Raw genomic sequence first — 20,248 nt, 5'->3', positions numbered from 1 at the left:
TCGTTCCCATGTGGATCAAGCGCTGTCGGAATCGAATTTTCGCCCATAATTAATCACCCCATCTCCTTGAAATGGACTCAATTAGTTTGCCTTGATATGACACTACCTGACTCATGATAAGTATGAGAATATAAACTTTCCTTCTAGATTATAGTATTTGAATATCAGGTAGGCAGTCTAATTGATAGCCGAAATACTGCCGGAATAGCTGATACGGTATCTTAGATAGTAGGATTCAGGAGATTCAGCAAATTGAACTGGAGGGTGGAAAGTAAGTACTTAGTAGAATATGGCAATGAGACGCAAAATTGGAGACGTCTAACTCGGTTCTTCGAACGGTAGTCTTATGCACCTGAGCTCACTCAGACTGCAATACCCAAGCGACCTCATTTAGCATGGCTCAAGTATATGATGAATCCTCGGTACACCTCCTTCAACCCGACTTGACTGAGGAGTATCTCAAAGATCTCGACCGACTCTGTGATCGTATTTGTCAATCGCCAAATGATACAGAGACAGTAATATCAGCTAAAATTAATGATATTGAGGATAATATTCCCGAAAATCCGCCGAAATATGATCAAGAGCGGATGGAGACGTACAATGAACGTATTAAGTACCTAGCTGTTCTCGAAGCACTACACGACCTCGTTGAAATTGGATATCACGTCGAAAAAAACCCAAACGAGATCGACGGGTTCCCACCAGTACGGCTTCATTCACCAGATCCAGGTCGCTTTTCAGATGATCCACAAGCCTACAAAGAACATGAGCGCGAGATTCTTCAGAAGGAACGACGGACCCAATTCGATGACGAGTCAGTGCGTCGGTTCATCCGGGAGATGGAAACGCCGGACCGCCAGAACGGTGAACAAGTTGACGTAACAGACTTGATTGCTGACGGCGAAGCACTCTATCAGGACCTTGCTCCCCTCAGTGAATTGGAGCGAGAGGAGATCATTGATGAACTCGATACCACAATTCGTCCCTATGTTCAACATGCCGAAAGAGGCATTGAAGACGAGCATACTGGCCTCGATCTCCATGATATCTGGCGATACTTCCGGTACACCTGGCTAACCCCGTACAATCAGGTTCCCGGCCGGAACATTAATTTCCTCATCCGTGATGCAGCTCGTGATCACCATCCCATCATTGGCATCGCTTCACTGGCGAGTTCGATGATGAATCTTCGGGCACGAGATAAACATATTGGGTGGCGAATTGATGCAGTGCAGGAAGAACTCAAGCGTAAACAGCGGACACTAGAGATCGAGGAACAGCTTCCTAAAGAGGAACGGACTCCTGAAAAACAGACCCGAACGCGGGAAATTACGGACTATCTTGAGACCAAGAGTGAGTGGCAAGAACGCATCGATGAATACTGCTCGATGCTTCGATCTGCAGTTGAGACCGCTATCGATGAGAGTATTAATCAGGTTCGGTATGACGACTTTATTGGCTGGTTCGAGGATCTCTCTGAAGAGGACTTCCAGATCGCGAGCGATACGGCGTTCAAACGTCTAAAGCAATTAGAGGGTCTAGGAACGTACGTATTCAAGGAGAAGCCACCGCTAGTATCGGAGGTTGACAATCCAGAGAATCACGAGAATGTCTTCGATCCTTCAGAATTCGGTCTCACGCCTGGGCAATTAGAAGACATCAACATTAAAGACAAAGACCCTGAGTCGCTTGACAGTTGGGAAGAGAAGAGTGAAACCGCACTCTTTGTCAAGAAGCGAGCACATAACCTCCAAAAACTTCTCCGAGATCGAGAATACTTTTTGGAAAACGACATCGAGGACGATCAGAAATTCATCGAGACATCCCTAGAATCCGACCGAGGAGAGCGAGCGCTTAGGACGGCACTCAAGGAGATAAAGAAACGGCGAGTCGGCGCAGGAATGATGAACATTCAAGTATGTGGTGCGATTCCGCCGTACAATCATATCTTGGGTGGCAAGCTAGTAGCAATGGCGTTGACTGGTCCAAAAGTCATCAATCACTACCGGGAAAAGTATGAGGGCTACAAGTCAAAAATCGCGAGTTCGATGAAAGGCGAACCCATAATCAAGAATAATGAACTCGTATTTCTGGATACAACGGGGCTCTTTCAAGTTGGGAGCGCGCAGTATGACCGTGTTCGAGTGCCAACTCCTGGTGGCAAAATTGAGTACGAAGAGATTGGGAAAACAAGTGGGTATGGGTCGGTCCAATTTGGCCCTAGTGCTCGGAAGCGACTTGCCCAAGTAACAGAGATGCTAGAGAATCGGAAAGCGGTGAAAGGACGGTTTGGAGAAGGAATTGCGCCGAAGATGCGGAAAATTCGGCGAGGATTAGAGAATCTGAAGCTTGATGGCGAACTTCTAAAACACGAGTCGCCACGAGTGATTTATGCTGTACCATTAGCATCTGACTTCCGAGAGTTTCTCTTTGGACTCCGTGATGAGCCCAATTATTTCTGGCCGTTTGAAGATCCTGAGGCCGAACAACAAGAGATCTATGATCATTGGAAGCAACGCTGGGTAAGCAAGCGCGTCCAAAAAGAGTGGGTGCTAGAGGACATTCGAGGATTCGAGAAGGATGAGGACCTTCGATTAGGACACGAGGTCGATTTCCAAAACCATTCTCTCACCGACTTCTGAAGAATTGTCGATTCCGTAACCGGCAGTAATATATTCGCGCAAAAGCGGGACATAAACATCACGAAACACATGGCCTCCGAACGAACGCAATCAGGTAAGGAATTCCTCGCCGAATTAGCGCGAGGAGGCTTCGCTGAAAGTCTTACGCCACATCAAAGACGCCAAATCCATATTCAAACCGATCTCGACAATTTCCTTGAAGATGCATTAGATGAAGGTAAGCAAGTTGTATTAACTGGAAATCCTGGTGACGGAAAAACGCAACATATTCTGATGCGGCAGGATCAATACCCGGATGAAGACTACTATTATCTTCTCGATGCATCAGAGTACGCCGATTATTCTGAACTTCTTGAGGAGTGGAGTGAGGCTTACAACGCGGGAACTCCAGGGGTACTTGCGATTAACGATGGGCCGCTCTACGAGATGGCAACCTCACACGGTAAGGAGTACGACTTTCTCCAAACTGTTCGTCGCCAATTGGAGAACCAAACCGTCTACAGCGACTCAGAGGTAGATGATATCGACTTCTCCGACCTCGTCGTCGTTGATCTCAACAATCGTGATGTCCTGACTCATAGCTTAGTTACACAGGCGGTCCGGACATTCGTCAACGAGTTTGCGTTGGAGGGGCACAACCACTCTGGCCAGTGCCACATCCAATATAATGCAGAAAAGTTACAAAACGACCGAATCCGAGAGAATCTAGAGGACTTCCTTACGGAGTTAGGCAACTATGATGTTCACACAACGGTCCGTGATCTTCTAAACTTCCTGTGCTATACTCTTACAGCGGGCCTGAAAGAATGTCAAACTGACTTTGGTGAGGAGTTGAAGTATTATAATCTCGCGTTCGAGGGCTCTGGAGCAGTATTCGATCTAGCGCGAAAACGGTTTACTTCTCCTGATTTAGTACATCCCTTTGTCGACAGCCGGCTCTGGGCAGCTGCCGAACGCGACGCAGACTTCTCAGATCGCGATGATGCAACTGAGGTTGTTGAACCACTATTTACGGAGAAAAAGCGCCAGTTCCTCTTTGAGGACCAGCAAATGGATATTGGATATGAGAGCCGGAACCTATTCCAAAATATGGAGTATGATTTTCTCCATCACCGGAACGGGATGTCCATAGAGGGGACCAAGGAACAACTCATCAAGATGCTGAATGGGTACTTTCGTCCAAATAGTTCAAAACGGTCAGAGCTTCAATTATGGCTCTCGCATAGTTACCGTTCGAAGAGTTCTTTGGCGCTAGTATCTCGGACGACTGTTCCAAAGTCAGACTTTGAAATCCGGGAACCGAAGCTCCATCCTGAGTTAGCTGATGCCATAGGATACACCAATGACCACTTCGCGCTAGAATATATAAACAACGAGAGTTCGATCCGGCTCAAAGTCAACCGGTCACTGTATAGTGCTCTGGGAGCCCTTGATGCAGACATTCCATATACTCTCAGAAGTCGCGATATAGAACAACAAATACTGGAATTCATGGAGGAAATTGAATATCACGAGACATACAGTGAGGAAGCTGGCTTAATCTCTGTGAAAGACACGGAAACTGGCCGAGTCGAAGAGATCGACGTGAACGACGATATCTATCGACAATGAGCATGGAACTGAACAAAGTAAACGGAGACGCATCGGAGTGGGCATTCGGGTTCAAGGCTACAAGCCGCTCACTCAAGCCGGTGCACGTCGCGCAGGTCATATTCAGCCATTCACTGGGCCACGTACACTCGCCTGAAGCCCTTTTCAAATTCGTTGAGAAACCCGGGAAAACGCCGTCTGAAGAGCTCCCAGAAGAAATTAAGGAGAAATTCGAAATTGATCCCCGAAAACGGGATGAACGACTCGATCAGATCCGGCAAACCCTCCGTAAGGTCTTAGCAAATGACAATGCATTGTACGCTTCACAGCGGGGGTCAGCGCCAACTTGTTCTAGTGATTGGTTCGTTATTAATCCGACCGCAGGCGTGACCGTAGGGCGATTCCTCTACCACTTATTGGTCGAAGCCGACGCAGATCTTCAGCGAAAACTCAATGATCAGCTCAATGACCACCATGATAGTATCTCGGTTCTATTCCGACCATTAGTCAAGGATGCACAGATGGATTCCGCGACCGTCAAATCCTGGGATGGACCAGATGTTGATAATCCTCTTGAAGAAGAAAAGATTGCCCATGATCTCGCAACTGGATTTGGAACCCTTGCTAAACACCTGAAGCAGCCAAAAGGAGGTGCAACGAACTATCCGCGTGACCTGCGTCGCGTAGTCAAATTTGCGGGTTTCGCTCTCTACAGTTATATGGGGAATCGCCACAATGAGATTCGATCAGCAGAAAATGCTTGTGACACTCGGCTACCTTTGGTCTTCAACTATACTGGAGAAGAGAATGGTCCCGTGGCTGATGCCAGTCTCGAATGTTATGATGCAGTAGGAACCGCAGTACATTCTGCCTCTCGACTTGGTGTCGAAGCTGAACTGGACACGCGCGGCTACCGGGACAAAAGTGAGTACGATGAAGACGGCATTATGAAGCAAATCAAAGATCGAAAGTTGCTGGACCTCAACCGAAAAAGCGACTCCAAACGGGACGAGGATTACGAAACCTTTCGGTACCTTTTCGAAGGGGATCCAGCGGATGACGTCTTCGACCGTCTAGTTAATACGGTCACAGATGCGATCCACCAGTCTCGATACAAAACGTACACCCCTGTGGACACCATCCAAACCTTTGGTTGGCGTGCAGGCATCCTCAAACCCCGAGGAAACCGAGCCAACGAACGTCGATTCGCACCTGATCCAGAAGTGCTTGAGGCAATTATCCTGTCAGTAATTGAACCCAATGAACAAGTTGCCTTGCAGGAACTCTGCCAGCGTCTCCGAGAGCGCTATGGGATAATTGTAGGCGGCACGGAAGACGATCGGGATCACCTGACTGAGTGGGATATTTCGATTGGAGCTAGTGCCGTAGAAAGTGATCCCCTATCGAATCGCAACTACGAGAGATTCAAGGAAGCGATTATCGATCTTGGCTTCGCACATGAGTACGCTGATGGCGTCACCATCGTTTCCACGACTGCACAATGAGACTGCAAGAACTCCCCCGTTCAGATCTAAGTCGCGACGCACAGAGCCACATCCTACTCGGCGAGGCGTACGGAACGGCTATCGCCACGGAGATTGAAAACGAACAACTCGGGGTGATGGTTGAGTCTCCACCAGAATTCTCCCCGGAAACGATGATTGAAACCCTTAATGAGAATACAAACCGCACGATCGGTCTCGTGATGGTCGGGGTTCCCGAGGCAGATCTCGACGCACTTTCCGATATTTGTGAGGGAACTTCGATTCGAGCGACCGACGAATTATCCACGGCAATTAAGTGGCGAAATGGATCGGAAACTGAATTTGACTGGAATGGCGAAATAGTTCCTGACCGGATCGTCGGAATAGTTCGGGGTAACCCCCCAAAATTGGGTTCACTCCACCGATTATCTAGCCTCCCACCAGGAAAAGTACGAAAGATACTTTGTTCCCTAATGGCAGCCAGAAACGAATTCGCAGGGAACCAACCATCCCAAGCAGTTTGGAAAGCGATTGAGGACGATATCGGAGCGAACCTCGACCTCAGAGCAATCGCTCAATATGCAGTAAACTGTTTGAAATCATCGGACCAAGCTTCTATCGATGCCTTGGGTGAGGAATTGAATGTTCTGGGACTGTTCACTGACCCCCAGTTACTTGAGGATACGTCTGAAGTTGAGGGGCGCTTGCGAAAGAATGCTGAAATCCTGAACCGTACGATTCACGTTACAAACCGAGATCGGAAGCGACTCATAAATAGCATTAAGAAAGCTGAGGATGACCGAGCAGAGCAAGCTCAGTTCATCGACCGATTGCGGCGATTCCAGCGGACGAGTAATGACTCGCTGTTGAGTGACCTTGAATTCGATAGAGTTCGTGACGCATTAAGTATCACTTCTAAACGTGTCTCCGCCACACCAGATGAAGATGAGAATAAGGACGATCAGACTACTAGTGGAGAGAGCGAAACATCATCCGGCCGCAGCCGGAGTGATTATAATCGGCGGACAGACGACGCCAGTGTCGGCGTAGAGTTAGCGTTTGAGGATAGAGAAGACGAACTAGAAGTCCTCTCGAGCGAGTTCGATGAGCAGATCCAGAATGCAGTAGAGAAAAACGAAAAAACCGTCGAGTTCGACTTTGGTGATGATAATAAACTCCAAATCGACACACAGACCGATCTATCCCACTTCTTAGACCAGTTTGTTACCGCTGATCAATTTGGAGGTATCGTTCATGGTGGCGAAACGCGTGAAGACGTAATTACGGACTTCACGACGCTGGATGTCGAATATTTCCGAGTAGATGATGACGAAGGTAGTTTCCGGAAGCTCCGTTCATTCGCAAATCAGAATGAGGAATTCCAATCGATCGTGGAATCCTTTGATAGATACATCGAAGCGCGGGCAGATCTCACTGATGCACTGCCATCGCTAATTCACAGTCCCCTAATTCGACTGCTAGGAGATGAAGAGTTACTAGAGGCAGCAGAAGCCTATCTCGAACATTACCGAACGACACAGGACAAACTCGACAAAAAATATCGTGCTCTGCAAGATGCAAGCTCACAGGGAGCGCCGCGTCTCCTTTCGGATTTTCTTCTCCTCGATACGATAGTCCTTGACATGGAGAGCAGCCGAGAACTGGTTCTCTCGCCGCTCCATCCACTCCATCTCTGGAAATATGTAGAACTCGCCAAAGAGGTTACTGAGAAGGAATCGGAACTCTCTGAAGAAGACAAGGAGTTCCTCCAAGAGACAATCGAAGAACAGCCCCATGTCTTGTCAAATATTACCGTTGGAGGAGGGCGGCTCATTCAAGAAGAGACGTACTTTATTCAATCTGAGGAAGAGGGGACACTACCAGTCTATACAGAAGCTGACCGTGCGGAGCCCGGCGATAATGCATATCTCTGGGACTACTTACTTGAGAAATTTGCTGCAGCCTATCCGCCGTCGACGCGCCACCTGAAACTTACTGTAGTCGATCCAATTCAACCCCATCATCTCCTCACATCGATCGCCGAGGCAGCAGAGAACGGTAGGCTTCAGGGAGCCACAGTTGAATTCGTGTATATCGATGGGGATCAGAAGAGCATTCTCTCTGGAACGACATCCAACGAAGAAGAAACGATTATCAACCTCTTCGGACCAGAAGGGGATCCAGAAGCGTTCAGTATCCGCACGAAGGAATGCGCGAACTACGAGGGACTAATTGACCATCTAGGTGAGCACCAGCGTCATTTGGTAGTCGTCAACGACCAGTCGTCTTTCTTCATCGAGGAGTTCGAACGGGATATGAATACCTCGATAAATCCCCTGTATGTCCCAAAGGAGTATGACTATGATGCATTTGAAGATGAGATAAATATTAGCCCCTCTACAGAAGGAAAGCTCTTTTCTGAGTACCAAGACCTCGTAAACCAACGCAATAGTACTCGACAATCGCTACACAACGCTGGTGTTCACGAACTAACTATCGAACAGGAAGTCGTTCAAGAACTCGAACAGCATTCAATTTGGACGTGCTTGTCGACTCCTTCTATGAACTCCGACCCATTCTGGGAGGAAGATCTAATCTCAAAGGAGCGTCGAGGCGATCGTGATTATGCTATCTACTCAAATGATTTGGATCTCTTCACACGAACGCTCCAACGAATTCTCAATGAATATCCGATTGCGCCAGACAAGGCCGATGTCGAGAAAATCGCTGCTCGGATTGCAAATACTGAGCGTAGTGGCCTCCTTCGGTTAATTACGGAGGAAACCATCGGTAGCCAACACTCACGGAACTCGAAGGGTCTTCTAGGTGCAATTATCGCGGTCCATTGGCTTGAGGAGACTTACGAAGAGCCGAAACTCATTTTCTCAATTGACGATCCACGGACTCGAAATTGGTTGAACTTCGGTGACACCAACCGTCGCGCAGATTTCGTCGTTCTGCAGCCAGACGCCCAGAACGGACTCAAATTAGAGATTATTGAAGTAAAGTCACTAGACGAACCTAACCAAGCATTCCAGGTATATGAGGAAGGCGGCGAAACGGTCGTCGACGGGGATGCTGCAGACCAATTAGCCAAGACCACGAACACCATCCGTAGTCTATTCGAAGGGGACGATAACGTCACAACTCCGCCACGCCGGGAGGCGCTCCGAGGGCAACTCTATTACGAACTTATCGGTCGCGATGTCTCAGGGGACAAAAATGAGTGGGTCGATCGGATCAATAACGTGTTCCGTGGTGACGAGCAGCTTACCGTGACCTCTCGAATAATGTCAGTAGAGATTAATAATCAGAGTGCCAGCGAGTCAACTGATGACTGTGTCACTGACGAAATGCAGTCAATCAAGGTGACTCGCCTTCCGAAGGACACCATCGTTCGCCTTCTAATGAATGGCACCGATGATTTCGACGATCGACAAAAGGCTGATTCAGAACCAGAAAATGCGGATACTGGGACTGAAGAATCTGATGAGTCGGCATCGGCTATAGAGAACTCATCATCGGACAACCAAGAGGGCGAGGAAGTCATCGAGAACTCACCCTCTCAGGAATCAGAGACCGATAGCAAGACAGAGAAGAGAAAGCCTCCAGCTACGTCGACTGCTGAAGAGGTGCAATTTGGGGATCCCAAGGAATATACCGATCAGGTTGAAGCTTTGAAGCGAGTACTTCATGACTTTGACATCGATATCGATAATATTGATCCAGATGAGGTTGAGGTCGGCCCCAACCTGATTCGATATAAAGTTGAGTTAGCCAGTGGCCAGGGACAGGGACCGCTTGAAAGCCGGTCTGAAGATATTGCTCGAGAGATGGCGCTTGAACAGGAACCGATTGTTCATCGGCTTCCTGGAACGCAGTACGTGGCTGTTGACGTGCCCCGCGAGGACACTGCGGTGGTTCCCATTGAAGATTATCTCTCTGACTTACCTGCTCGTGAAGAATTGACGGTAAGTGAACTCCCGTTCATCGCCGGAATTGAGCCAGCTGGGACGAGCCTCATCGCCTCGCTTGACGAAGCTCCACATATGCTCGTGGGTGGCACTACTGGGAGTGGGAAAACAGTGTTCCTCTATTCTATTCTGACGTGCTTCCTCAAGCGATTCGATGCAGATGAGCTTCGGTTAGCCATCGTGGATCCAAAGCTCACGAACTTCATGTTCTGCAACCAACTCCCCAATCTGGAACACGACCAAGTAATTACGGAGAGTCAGGACGCAGCAGAACTTTTCCACTGGATAACCGAAGAAGAGATTCCACGGCGAACACAGCTACTGGGTGAAAGTGGTAGCATCGACATCAAGGATCACAACGAGCGTGCGGAGGATCCGATTCGTCCGTTAGTCGTCATCATCGACGAGTACGCAGATCTAATTGACAGTCTGGGTAGCGAGAGTGATGAGTTCGAGACGAATGTTCGCCGAATCGCTCAGAAGGCCCGAAGCGTGGGTATCCACCTCGTGATATCGACACAGCGACCGAGTGCGAAAATTATCGACACTGATCTCCGAGCGAACCTCGATATGCGAGTGGCCTTCCGATTGCCCTCTGCGTCTGATTCACAAGTGATTCTTGACGAATCTGGTGCTGAGGGACTCGGCGGGAATGGCGATATGCTATTCAAAGAAACAGACTCGCTTACCCGGCTCCAAGGGACGCTGGTCGAACCAGATTATCTCAGAGATCTTGTTGAGGACGTATCGAACTGACTATTTTAGTCATATAACCAACATGAATTGTAAAAGGCCATGCTATGCTGTGATACAAAATTAGTCACCTATATAAGAAATCATGAGATCCACTATATATAGGGATAAAACAGATTCGGTATCTCTGCCCTTCTTTTATTTATGTATTATTTAATAAATATATTATATTTTTACATAGTATATTATATAGTATTATCTTCTGAATATAACTCTCTAAGAAAGATAGACATCTGGCGATTGATCCGGGCTCTCGAAGTGATTTGATTTAAAAAGGAGGAAAACATACTATCCCCATGGTTGGACCAACTACAATCTCAGATATTGAACTTATCGAGGCAGCTAGGGAGGCACGTGAGCGGGCTTACTGTCCATATTCAGAGTATAAGGTCGGAGCAGCTTTACTTGCAGATGATGAGATATACCAAGGGGCAAACATGGAAATCTGTGGACGAACTACATCTATCCACGCAGAAATGTTGGCTACATTCAATGCCGTATTTGATGGAGCAACCGATTTCGAGCGGTTGGCCATTTCCCCACTGGGAGAAACTGGTGTCGCCCCGTGCGGACTCTGTCAACATACTATTGCAGAATTCACAGAGGATTTGCGAATTATTGAGGATATTGGGTCTGACTCTGATTTTGTGGAGTATTCTCTGAAAGATCTAATTGGACCAGCCTATCGCCCAGATGTTCAGTCAGAGTTCAAGTGAACTAAGCGACGAAATGCGGCTCGCCCTCTTGAACTTCCCAAGTGAAGTAATAGCCGTCAAATCCCACGTAATGACACTTACCATGACCATCGAGAATTCGATGGCCGTGATCACTCGTAGCTAAGTACTGAGGATCTTCTATTGTTACATCTACTCCATCAAAATTATATTCTCGATACTGTTCTGAAGAGATGTCTTTGAAATTGTATTTTGAGTCATTCCTGAGATCAATATTTGCCATTTAGCGTATCCTCCTATCAACATAGTAGTCTTCGAACGACTAACTTCTTGTGGTCAATCTATACCCGAATCGTAATATGGACCGGTGGGCATGTTATAGGCGATAGATGAGTGGAATCCTTCCTCAGAATCTCCCCGTTTTTCGTCGTGGTGAGGATAATGATGATTTTGAGGATCTGATAGTCCTCTTCTCTTCGACATTCTTAAAGCAGTATGAAAGAGACATTTATGATACTTTAGCATATCCGCCAGGTTTCCAAATTCAATTTAGATATCCCGAAGATATAGTCGCGAACTCAGTTCAGGTTAGTAAACTGGAGGGAAGAGAAGCGGTTATTATAGCATTAGCCCATGAAGATTTCGAGTTTTTCCCTCTTCGGAAAGTCAAAATAACTTCAGTACAACGAACCGGGGACTATCTTGTTCTTGATCTTGAGCTGATGCCTGAGTTAGTCGACTACAATTCTTTCTCCAAAGACAATGTCACTAGAATCGTTAGCCGACCTGTAGAACCTACTGAGTCGGATGAGGTGGTACCTGGAGAGTTCGTATCAAACTGCAAGAAGGGATTGATCACGTTTACTACACCCAACGGGGAGACACCAATAGAAAAGTGGAGAGATCAAGACTTGGAATGGACTAATATTGTAGAGAGTATGTCATCTAACGAACACTTTAAGAATGCGCTATTTTATCGATTAATTAGTTTCTCTGGAGCTGGTAATAAAAATGATTATCACCCCCGTCATAATCCGGGAATATGGTGGAGAACCAAACAATTAGTCAACAGAACTGTCCCCACTCTTAATCCGGTCCCTCGATATTGGCAAAAAGGGAGCTATATTATCAATAGTAACGAGGACTACGAACTCAAATTTGAAATGCGAAATGGAAACATGCCTATTGAGAATTCCCACAGTAAGTTCAAGATAGAATCAATAGATGGGATAGATATTATATGGGACGGATTTGATTTGAACTTTAAGGCGGATTTGCGCTCTATTTATGTTTCTCCACATGATGTTCCTCGTCAAAAAGTTGCACCACTAATTTGTCGCTCGGTAGGTGAAGCCACTCTCCCAGGGCCTGAACTAGAGATTCCATTAGTTCTAAAACCCAGCACCTCAACCCGATTTTTCTTCTTTCTTTTGATTTTTATAGGTATAGCGATGACAACAGGGGCTCTAAACTTTATAATAGATTGGTTCCCTGCGCAGTTTTGGATATTACCGACTGTCAGTAATAATGTCCTCACTGGTTCATTCCAATTGACTGGACTGGCGATTACGACATACGCATTTGACTACTATGGGGCGTATTTCTATCGAAACCAGTAGAGCGCAGTGGTTTCCTCGATAATAACCTGTCAAATTTGCAGACCCCTGTATACAGAAACGAAAATCATGATTTGAGGGGAAATATCGATATTACTCAGCACCTAGCGAATAGCCTTCTAGATATTGAGTTCAATAAAGGATATAACCCAGTTGAGATTAGATTCCTAGAAATACTATTACTAATTAACTGGAAATACCCTATACTGTCGCTACGATGTGCTGATACCCAGCCTGTGACGGCACTGGCTGCAATGTCAGCCCCGCTAACGCCAACTCCCGCAGCACTTCTGGTGGCACGCTCTCCCGATCACGCAACACGGCGTCGAGCGTCCACGCGTCGTGGCGACTCGCGTTTGGTGCGACCACGTCAACGGCAAAGGTCGGCACCGAATCCCGAATCGCCCGTGCGGCACGCCGCACTTGCTTCCGGTCGTCGACGGTACAGCTCATGCTTCGACACCTCGCAAGAGATCGCCAACCAGTGAGCCGCCCACGTTCGGACCGATTTCCCAGCCGCGTTTCCGCCGCGTGTGCTCGCACCAGTCTCGGAGGGTCTGACAAGGTGTTTCGTCAAGGTCGAACGTCTCAGCATCGAGATTCTCGTCGACGGCCACAATGGCGGACTCGTAGCTGTCCCAGTAGTGGGCAGCGCCGTCACCGTCAACGCCAACAAAGCAAGGGTCTTGGGTCAGTCGGTCGCGAGCGATGCGTTCTTGGGGATTGGCTTGCGTAGTTGCCATTGGTTCTATCCGGAACCACGCGTCTCGGTGTCTCAAGCACCGGGACGATTTCCTGAACTGCAGAAATCGACCAGCGACGCGTGCGTTCCTATACTTAGCTTATGTTACGCCAGCCCCATAAAATCTTTTGTACGTGCGAAATATAACACCGGTAGGATGCCACAGGGAGAAAAGACTGTCACGGATACCGAAATTGTTCAGTGGATGTATTGTAGTGCTGAGCCAGCTTTTACCACTGCTGAAGTCGCTGAGAATTTCAATATAACTGTTGAGGGTATGCGAGGACGATTAGAAAATCTACAAGATAGAAAGTTGGTTTGTCGGAAGAAACCGACGCCAAGAGCAGTTATCTGGTGGATTGAAGTAGATCACGACGAGTCAGCATTTTCTGCATAGTACCGCCTTCCCTTATCTGTAATCCAATAAATGACTATACGGGAACTTGGCTTTTTTCGCGCAAGCAGTCCCTTATCGACCAATTTCTCCATCTGATGCCGTACACCCTCTTTTGTTACATCAAGACTGTCTGCGATCTCTTGGGGAACGAATGCAGGTTCTGGCGATACGACGAAGTGATGGAGGATATCCACCTGTTCAATCTCTGGGTCGGGACCGCGAGGCACACATCACAAAACCAGAGGGGCGATTATCAAGTCTACCATGGCTTTCTTCGTGTACGTACCAAAGGTTAAGTGCGGTCGGTGTAACAGGTTGAGATAGGCGACGCCCACACACGCAGCGGCGTCGCACCGAACCCATGACTGCACAAACCCCGCCCCACGACGAGACGCATCGCTCGCCAACCCACTACGCCCTCACGGGCTTCCAGCGCGATGTCTGCCAGGCCATCGCCGCGGTCGACGACGAACCCTACGGCCTTGCGCTCAAGGAGTACCTCGACGAGCGCTACAGCGAGCCGATCAACCACAGCCGCCTCTACCAGAACCTCGATACGCTCGCCGACAAGGGCCTCGTCAGCTGTGACCCGATCGACGACCGCACCAACGCCTACACGCTGACCGACGCCGGCCACGAACTCCTCACCTACCAGGCCGAGACCCTCGCGAGCCTTACCAACCACTCCCGGCCCGTCACCGACGGTGGCCCCAGAACACACAAACGTGGGGCCGAACGTACGACCCCACAGCCACAGCGGACGGTGGGCCGACTGGGCGACCACGAGCCAGCCATGACACTGGCCGTGGCCCAGCGCCCACGTGGCCGCTGGCTGGTGTGGTCCCGTCCATCTGTTGCCAGCAATGTCCGGGTGCAGGACGAAATCGATGGCAAGACCCGACAGGCGACACCAGACGCCGCGTGGCTGCGCCTGCCTGTCGATCGCGATGTCTGGCCTTGCTCCGAAACAGTCCCACAGTACCGGCCGCTGGGCCGCTTAGCACCCATCGAGTCAGTGTGGGCCGCAGTCGTCCAGCGCCCACCCGAGACGGACACAGCGGCCCCGCTCGCTGGCGGGCGCTCGTTGACCCCGACAATCCAGCGGCCCGGCAGTGATCACAGTCGTTCCGTCGAGCGAGGGCCAAACCAATGAGCGTCCCACAGCGCGGTCGCTCATCAATTAGAAACGCGGACTTGGGCAGTCGGTGCTGTCAGCGGCATGGAACCACGTGCGTGGTGACTGCCCGGCGTCCTACAAATGACTACGCTGCCCGGATCGATTGCTGTTGCTGTGCGACGAGGCTACACTCCCAAAGCGATGAGCGAGCCCATCGCCGACGGCGACAGGGGAACTCACCGTCTGCCTCTGACAGTTGTCCGGCCCACCACAAACTGCAGTGGACCAGCAGCCAGCTAGACGCTGTCCAGCATAGATGTAGGTGCCGCTGTCCACGCGGCTCCCCCAGCCACCGGCGTTGCCCACGTGCTGGTGACCCACGAAGCGAGCACACGACAGACATACAGCGACAGGCAAAATGGGACCGGTGGCCCGGGTTTGCGGAGCGATACCAAAGGTGTGTTCAACGAAGCAATCCCGGCCCACTGGGCCCGTCAGCCCAGTGGCAAGGACTGGCTGAAAAAACCCCGCCATCACAGCCCGCGTGGGCACTCGACACACGTCATCGACAGCCGGGGTGGATTCCGGGAGCCACGATCATGGTACTATGGGGTCGTCGCCTGTCCCGGAATCCACGCGTGTGTATCTCACGCACGCAAGATAGCGTTTGTGGCCGTCCATCCGGGAGTACGCAGGCGGTGGTCCAGTCATGACGGCCACCCAACGGCCCGCTGTCGGCGACGTCGTCGCGCTGACCGAGCTCGAGCATGCCCCTCGACTGCTCGTCACCAGCGTCGACGAAAATGAAGAGACGGTCACTGGCGTTTTGCTCGCGGATCTGGCTGACAAGACGCTTCAGCGCCTTGCCGCCTCGGTCGATGATCGCTCCCATCGCGAAGAGCTAGTGACCGCTCTCCGGCGCACCACGGCCCTCGCCAGATTCTGCGTACCCTGTCCGGAGTGTCGGCAGGTCGAGCAGCTAGTCGAGCACACGCGACAGGAGGAGGCTCGATGAGTCGTAGCCGACTGCCGGCCCAATCGTACAGACAGCTACTGTCCGTGCCGAGCAACAGCGAGCAGCGTCTTGAAAGCGGTCAGGGCGGCAAGCGAACAACTGGTAGCGATTTGGAGACCTGTCCGTGGTGGGACCAAAGTTCGGGACGTCCGGCGGGAGTACTAGACCGCCGGACTCGAGAACTGACGACTCACGGTCGCACCTCTGACAGCGCGACTGTCCGCACTGCAATACTCAGTCGGCCCGTTGTAAAAAGTTTCTCACTCCCTGTATTGGGGCATCACTGGCGGTCCCGTCGCCTTCGTGCCGGTCGAACCCACCAGCGACCAGCTGGGGCTGTCCCACTGGATAGAGGTGGTGATCGGTGATGGCCGGGACAGACTCCACCAATCCGACTGCAAGCGACACAGCGCCCGCACAGACCGCCCAGTGGCGACTCCGCTACCAGGTCGGGGACCTCGTCCACTACACGGAGTGGCATGAGGACTTTGCGGCCGTCGAGAATCTCGCCGTGCAGTATCGATACGGCGACTACGGGCATGATGTCGTCATCGAACGCCGGACGGAGGTCGAGGGATGAAGCGGTGCGATCGCGGCTGCACGCTCGCGAGTGGCCTGTCTGTCGTCCAGCGCGGCCAGTGGCTACTGCCCACCAATCACGCATAGCCCGTCCCGTGGTCGGTAACTCCGGTTCGATTCCGGAACGGGCCGTGTGGTCCACATGCCACGCAACACTGACGCCGACGACAACGAGACTGAGAGCACAGCTACCGACGAGCAACTGGCCGCCCAGCTGGGGATGGATCTCGGCGACGAGGCCATGCCGGACACCGAGGCCCTGCAGGAGCTGGTGACCCAGCTCGAAGGCGAGACAGACCCCATCATGTCACGTGTTCTCGAAGGGCTGATTGGGACCATCGACCAACTGCAGGATCGGGTCGAGGAACTCGAAGCCCAACAAGAGCAAACCCACGACGTCGCGACGACGGCCGTCGGCAACGCTGCCGAGGCCGAAAGTCGCCTCGACGACGTTGAGGAGCAACAGGAGGAAACCCACGAGATCGCCAAGAGCGCCATCGCGAAGGCCCAACAACTCGAAGCGGATCCTGACCAGCAAGAAGACGCCGAAACGTTGCCCGAGGGGATCGAACCGAGTTCCTCGCCGCTAGATTTCTTCGCGAACTGCCGGCAGGCGAAGGTCAAAACGATGTTCGTCGAGCGCTCGAACCGCCAGAACACCTACCGGGCAATTAGCGTCGCGAAACGGTGGCCAGAATTTGCGACGGAACGCACTGACGGGAGTGGCGTCTTCTTCACCAAGGCCGACGTGGAGACTGCCCTGACTGCGGAGTTAGGCAAAGAGCCCCATCGCCAGACGGTCAAGCGTGTCTGGGAGAAGTTGATCGAGATCGGCGGCGATGATCTGGTCGAGAAGACCCGGCAAGTGGGACGGGAGCAGACGCAGACGGAGCTACTGGCGATGGACGCCGAGACAGCAGAAGGGCTGGTTGAGAAACGTTACGTCGGCTTAGATCTCTTGGAGAACGGCGACCGGAAAGCAACGACTGGTGGCGTCACACCCGTTGTGGTGGAGTCTTCGGGGTAACCCTGTGACGAGCCCGCTCTAAGAAGGGAATCAGCATAGAACCGGCCTTGATGGATGCGGTGGCACGTGCCCTGCTGCCGCTGGCGTTGCTGTGTGCTAGCTGCAGTAACCGGGAGCGACCCCATTCTTACAGGAGTGGAGTGAGTGTTCGTAACACGAACGGAGCGACCAGTCTCGATTTCCGGTTCACAACGGGTGTGACGAATATCGCATACTGGGACTGATTTTGAGAGAGACACCAAGAGCAGTTCTGTATAGATGAGAGACTCCCCTCTCCGTAACCCGCTGACTTTCCATCGCTATATAAGTGTCACTCAGTTGCTCCTCACAAGCAGCTTGGGTGAAGTCTGTAGGAATACTTCTGTTTCTGGTGCTATTATACGGTATGACAAGTAAACAGCAGAGTAGAATTTCCGACGAGATACTCGATGCTCTCGGCCATATTCAGCGCCGAAAGCTACTGTACGCTCTGCTGTCCCACAACCCGCAGGATGATACGCCAGTCGTCGTTGACGGAGATGAATCAGTAGAAGAAGAACTCTCGCGGCTCGTCGAAATGCACCATGTACATCTCCCCAAATTGGAGGACTATGGCTTCATCAGATGGGACCGTGACTCTAACGAGGTCTCGAAGGGCCCGAACTTTGAGGAAATCCGACCCTTGCTTCAACTCCTCAACGACCACAAGGACGAACTTCCCGACGATTGGCTGTAGCAGGTTACTGTGAGCAATAGGCATACCTATCTAACGGCTGTTTCAGTGGGAATAGCATTGTAGTAATGGGGTGATAGATGAGTGCCTATGGCACCTATACCGGCCTCGGTGAGCTTGAACGATGGTCTGTGGCCTCAAGTAATCCTTCTCAGTCGTCTAGGGATGACTCAGCTGTGAAGTTCGAAGAGGCGGACGTCGTTCAGATGCACCCCACTAAACAATGGAACCGCGAAATAAGGCGCCGTTCCATTCCCAGACCAAATGCTCAGTGCAGTCACCAAATCATGGCTGCAACCCAAGTCCGAGAAAATGACCGCTGACTCCGGTTCTTCGTTGGGGACGACTTACTGTGAGGGAGTTGCGCCAGTAATGTTTCGAGTATCTGCCTCGATCTCCTGGCGCCCGAGATGCGTAATCGTGTAGAACGTCTGTCGGCCATCGGCATCCGCAGGCGCGCCCGTCCGGGCGACCAACCCCACATCGACAAGTTCGCTGAGATGGTGGCTGAGGTCATAGCTGTCATCGTCGATCGCCGCCGCGAGCTCTTTGCGCGCTACCTCCTCTCGTTCCCAGAGCAGGAATAGGATAGCGTACCGCCGCTCGTCACCGAGCGCTGCCTTCCGGGCAGCATGATTCGCAAGCGTGCCCATGCTGTCGTCGAACAGCCGCTTCTCGACATACTGTTCGAGCTCCCCCTCATCGGGATCTGGCGTTGTGTGGGCAGTTTCAGCGGCCATTGGTACGTGGACAGACGGGCGGCCATTATATGAGACTGGTGATTACACCGAATTATTTCTTTGTTTATCACCGTTATATTCTGACCGTAGGCGCTATCCTCAATGGACATCTCTTTGACGCCCCGTACTTGTAGAAAACACAATGTTTGACGGCGAAACGAATTTCCAATACAACGGCCGCCCGATCTCCGATATTCTTGCAGAACAAGCCCCTGCACCGCCGAAATTCAGCATCCAGAATGACTTCACCGTCTACGTCATGGACCCATACACTGCGTTCAACGCGGAAGTTGCCTACGACGACGCCGACAAACATCACCTCCCCGCTTGACGAGGTGATGGACGACATTCGTCGGGAAGTAGTTCGATGTATCACAACGGCCGACCGTGAGTCGAACCACGACGTCTATGACGCGCTCGAACACGAGCAACCCATCCGCTTCGACTGAACTTTCGTCCGCTTGTTGCTCTGGCCGTTATCACCGGACTGATTGATACTCTCAAACTAACCAACGCTAGCGACTTTTGTTGGGTAGTAGTTTGATTTGGGAGTGCAGACACCGGATTGGAGGAGCACACGCTAACCAACGATCCCGAGGGATATCCAGGCACCTGTTGGTTAGTAGATGGGCAACCGCTCCCACGCTGACGCGCCGGCGACGTCACCCATCGCTCCGGCCCGGTTGACGGGACACCACTCGATGAGACACACGGACTCTCGATGGACGTATCCGAGTGTCTAGTCTGTTCCGGTGTATTTCGCGAGGAGGTTGTGGATCATGTCTGACCACGATGTCGAGACGATGACCGTCACTTTGGAGGTCTCGACCGCGGCGTTCGAGGCCCTCGAGGAGAGAGTATACGAGCGCCACCCTCGCGGCGACTCGGCGGCTGGCTATGCGGTTGCGAGGGAGAACGCAACGGTTCACCCGGTTTGCAGCGAAGATTGAACCGCCTAACAATAGGCTACGAGTCGGTATCTAATAGCTGAGTTGGAATGATCAACGAAGGCGTATTGGTGATTTTATCCGTACAAGTGGTATTAGCAGTTGCTTTTGGCCACTTCGGGGCGACTACACGTCGGGGAAAGGCGGTCTGGATGGGTGTGTTCTTCTTCCTTGGCTTCTTCGCGGTCCCGCTGTACATCGCGTGGGGCATTATACGTCCACTACCCCAGGGAAGT

At 51.2% G+C, this 20,248-nt stretch carries 17 protein-coding genes and 1 pseudogene; 14 read left to right on the top strand and 4 right to left on the bottom strand.

Annotated features, from left to right (window positions below; translation table 11 throughout):
• The first annotated feature begins 395 nt into the window (after positions 1-395).
• From EGH23_RS21880 to EGH23_RS21860, 5 genes are all read left to right on the top strand, one after another.
• The gene (locus EGH23_RS21880; RefSeq protein ID WP_220582118.1) at positions 396-2,645 is read left to right on the top strand and encodes a Druantia anti-phage system protein DruA; all 2,250 of its coding nucleotides are present in this window, start codon (positions 396-398) and stop codon (positions 2,643-2,645) included.
• Positions 2,646-2,714: 69 nt separating this feature from the next.
• On the top strand, positions 2,715-4,256 hold the full coding sequence (locus tag EGH23_RS21875) for a hypothetical protein (RefSeq protein ID WP_220582117.1): 1,542 nt from the start codon (positions 2,715-2,717) through the stop codon (positions 4,254-4,256).
• Positions 4,253-5,740 (top strand): methylation-associated defense system protein MAD7 family protein, encoded by a 1,488-nt coding sequence (locus EGH23_RS21870; RefSeq protein ID WP_220582116.1) that lies wholly within the window; start codon positions 4,253-4,255, stop codon positions 5,738-5,740. Before EGH23_RS21875 ends, EGH23_RS21870 begins: the two co-directional genes overlap by 4 nt.
• Positions 5,737-10,449, top strand: a complete 4,713-nt coding sequence (locus EGH23_RS21865; RefSeq protein WP_220582115.1) for a DNA translocase FtsK — start codon at positions 5,737-5,739, stop codon at positions 10,447-10,449. The genes EGH23_RS21870 and EGH23_RS21865 overlap by 4 nt, the downstream gene beginning before the upstream one ends.
• A gap of 293 nt (positions 10,450-10,742) precedes the next feature.
• Positions 10,743-11,162, top strand: a complete 420-nt coding sequence (locus EGH23_RS21860; RefSeq protein ID WP_220582114.1) for a cytidine deaminase — start codon at positions 10,743-10,745, stop codon at positions 11,160-11,162.
• Position 11,163: 1 nt separating this feature from the next.
• Here EGH23_RS21860 and EGH23_RS21855 read toward each other — a convergent pair whose 3' ends face one another.
• Complete coding sequence (locus EGH23_RS21855; protein WP_220582113.1) at positions 11,164-11,403, bottom strand: hypothetical protein; 240 nt, start codon at positions 11,401-11,403, stop codon at positions 11,164-11,166.
• 106 nt (positions 11,404-11,509) lie between these two features.
• Here EGH23_RS21855 and EGH23_RS21850 point away from each other — a divergent pair, with 106 nt between their 5' ends.
• Positions 11,510-12,739, top strand: coding sequence for a hypothetical protein (locus tag EGH23_RS21850; RefSeq protein ID WP_220582112.1), 1,230 nt, complete (start codon positions 11,510-11,512; stop codon positions 12,737-12,739).
• Between the two features lie 198 nt (positions 12,740-12,937).
• On the opposite strand, the gene EGH23_RS21845 is transcribed toward EGH23_RS21850, so the two are convergent.
• Positions 12,938-13,189 carry an acyl-CoA dehydrogenase family protein gene (locus tag EGH23_RS21845; RefSeq protein WP_220582111.1) on the bottom strand — a complete coding sequence of 84 codons (252 nt, stop codon included), beginning with the start codon at positions 13,187-13,189 and terminating at the stop codon, positions 12,938-12,940.
• Positions 13,186-13,479, bottom strand: a complete 294-nt coding sequence (locus EGH23_RS21840) for a hypothetical protein (RefSeq protein ID WP_220582110.1) — start codon at positions 13,477-13,479, stop codon at positions 13,186-13,188. Before EGH23_RS21840 ends, EGH23_RS21845 begins: the two co-directional genes overlap by 4 nt.
• A 156-nt stretch (positions 13,480-13,635) precedes the next feature.
• On the opposite strand from EGH23_RS21840, the gene EGH23_RS21835 reads away from it, so the two are divergent.
• The 6 genes and pseudogenes from EGH23_RS21835 (at position 13,636) to EGH23_RS21805 (ending at position 18,328) form a co-directional block, all read left to right on the top strand.
• Complete coding sequence (locus tag EGH23_RS21835) at positions 13,636-13,875, top strand: hypothetical protein (protein WP_220582125.1); 240 nt, start codon at positions 13,636-13,638, stop codon at positions 13,873-13,875.
• 361 nt (positions 13,876-14,236) lie between these two features.
• Positions 14,237-14,581 (top strand): annotated as a pseudogene (locus EGH23_RS26590) (PadR family transcriptional regulator); the annotation flags it as partial.
• A 1,120-nt stretch (positions 14,582-15,701) separates the two neighbouring features.
• The gene (locus EGH23_RS21820; RefSeq protein ID WP_220582107.1) at positions 15,702-16,007 is read left to right on the top strand and encodes a hypothetical protein; all 306 of its coding nucleotides are present in this window, start codon (positions 15,702-15,704) and stop codon (positions 16,005-16,007) included.
• 367 nt (positions 16,008-16,374) lie between these two features.
• On the top strand, positions 16,375-16,587 hold the full coding sequence (locus tag EGH23_RS21815; RefSeq protein WP_220582106.1) for a hypothetical protein: 213 nt from the start codon (positions 16,375-16,377) through the stop codon (positions 16,585-16,587).
• Positions 16,588-16,728: 141 nt separating this feature from the next.
• A complete protein-coding gene (locus EGH23_RS21810) occupies positions 16,729-17,613 on the top strand; it encodes a hypothetical protein (RefSeq protein WP_220582105.1) in 885 nt (294 codons plus the stop codon).
• Positions 17,614-17,998: 385 nt separating this feature from the next.
• Positions 17,999-18,328: a DUF7344 domain-containing protein gene (locus EGH23_RS21805; RefSeq protein ID WP_220582104.1), complete on the top strand. Its 330-nt coding sequence runs from the start codon at positions 17,999-18,001 to the stop codon at positions 18,326-18,328.
• 344 nt (positions 18,329-18,672) lie between these two features.
• On the opposite strand, the gene EGH23_RS21800 is transcribed toward EGH23_RS21805, so the two are convergent.
• The gene (locus EGH23_RS21800; protein WP_220582103.1) at positions 18,673-19,065 is read right to left on the bottom strand and encodes an ArsR/SmtB family transcription factor; all 393 of its coding nucleotides are present in this window, start codon (positions 19,063-19,065) and stop codon (positions 18,673-18,675) included.
• A gap of 142 nt (positions 19,066-19,207) precedes the next feature.
• Here EGH23_RS21800 and EGH23_RS21795 point away from each other — a divergent pair, with 142 nt between their 5' ends.
• Together EGH23_RS21795 and EGH23_RS21790 are read left to right on the top strand one after the other, a co-directional pair.
• On the top strand, positions 19,208-19,396 hold the full coding sequence (locus tag EGH23_RS21795; protein ID WP_220582102.1) for a DUF7509 family protein: 189 nt from the start codon (positions 19,208-19,210) through the stop codon (positions 19,394-19,396).
• A 448-nt stretch (positions 19,397-19,844) separates the two neighbouring features.
• Positions 19,845-20,015 (top strand): hypothetical protein, encoded by a 171-nt coding sequence (locus tag EGH23_RS21790; RefSeq protein WP_220582101.1) that lies wholly within the window; start codon positions 19,845-19,847, stop codon positions 20,013-20,015.
• The last annotated feature ends 233 nt before the right edge of the window (positions 20,016-20,248 follow it).

The organism is Haloarcula nitratireducens, assembly GCF_019599505.1.
This window is presented reverse-complemented; position numbering and strand designations above follow the sequence as displayed.

What these genes read in the sequence shown, in the direction of transcription:
- EGH23_RS21875 (WP_220582117.1), top strand. Translation starts at nt 2,715, where the DNA reads ATGGCCTCCGAACGAACGCAATCAGGTAAGGAATTCCTCGCCGAATTA.
- EGH23_RS21850 (WP_220582112.1), top strand. Translation starts at nt 11,510, where the DNA reads ATGAGTGGAATCCTTCCTCAGAATCTCCCCGTTTTTCGTCGTGGTGAG.
- EGH23_RS21805 (WP_220582104.1), top strand. Translation starts at nt 17,999, where the DNA reads ATGACAAGTAAACAGCAGAGTAGAATTTCCGACGAGATACTCGATGCT.
- EGH23_RS21855 (WP_220582113.1), bottom strand. Translation starts at nt 11,403, where the DNA reads ATGGCAAATATTGATCTCAGGAATGACTCAAAATACAATTTCAAAGAC.
- EGH23_RS21865 (WP_220582115.1), top strand. Translation starts at nt 5,737, where the DNA reads ATGAGACTGCAAGAACTCCCCCGTTCAGATCTAAGTCGCGACGCACAG.
- EGH23_RS21845 (WP_220582111.1), bottom strand. Translation starts at nt 13,189, where the DNA reads ATGAGCTGTACCGTCGACGACCGGAAGCAAGTGCGGCGTGCCGCACGG.
- EGH23_RS21790 (WP_220582101.1), top strand. Translation starts at nt 19,845, where the DNA reads ATGTCTGACCACGATGTCGAGACGATGACCGTCACTTTGGAGGTCTCG.
- EGH23_RS21820 (WP_220582107.1), top strand. Translation starts at nt 15,702, where the DNA reads ATGACGGCCACCCAACGGCCCGCTGTCGGCGACGTCGTCGCGCTGACC.
- EGH23_RS21860 (WP_220582114.1), top strand. Translation starts at nt 10,743, where the DNA reads ATGGTTGGACCAACTACAATCTCAGATATTGAACTTATCGAGGCAGCT.
- EGH23_RS21800 (WP_220582103.1), bottom strand. Translation starts at nt 19,065, where the DNA reads ATGGCCGCTGAAACTGCCCACACAACGCCAGATCCCGATGAGGGGGAG.
- EGH23_RS21880 (WP_220582118.1), top strand. Translation starts at nt 396, where the DNA reads ATGGCTCAAGTATATGATGAATCCTCGGTACACCTCCTTCAACCCGAC.
- EGH23_RS21815 (WP_220582106.1), top strand. Translation starts at nt 16,375, where the DNA reads ATGGCCGGGACAGACTCCACCAATCCGACTGCAAGCGACACAGCGCCC.
- EGH23_RS21795 (WP_220582102.1), top strand. Translation starts at nt 19,208, where the DNA reads ATGTTTGACGGCGAAACGAATTTCCAATACAACGGCCGCCCGATCTCC.
- EGH23_RS21840 (WP_220582110.1), bottom strand. Translation starts at nt 13,479, where the DNA reads ATGGCAACTACGCAAGCCAATCCCCAAGAACGCATCGCTCGCGACCGA.
- EGH23_RS21810 (WP_220582105.1), top strand. Translation starts at nt 16,729, where the DNA reads ATGCCACGCAACACTGACGCCGACGACAACGAGACTGAGAGCACAGCT.
- EGH23_RS21870 (WP_220582116.1), top strand. Translation starts at nt 4,253, where the DNA reads ATGAGCATGGAACTGAACAAAGTAAACGGAGACGCATCGGAGTGGGCA.
- EGH23_RS21835 (WP_220582125.1), top strand. Translation starts at nt 13,636, where the DNA reads ATGCCACAGGGAGAAAAGACTGTCACGGATACCGAAATTGTTCAGTGG.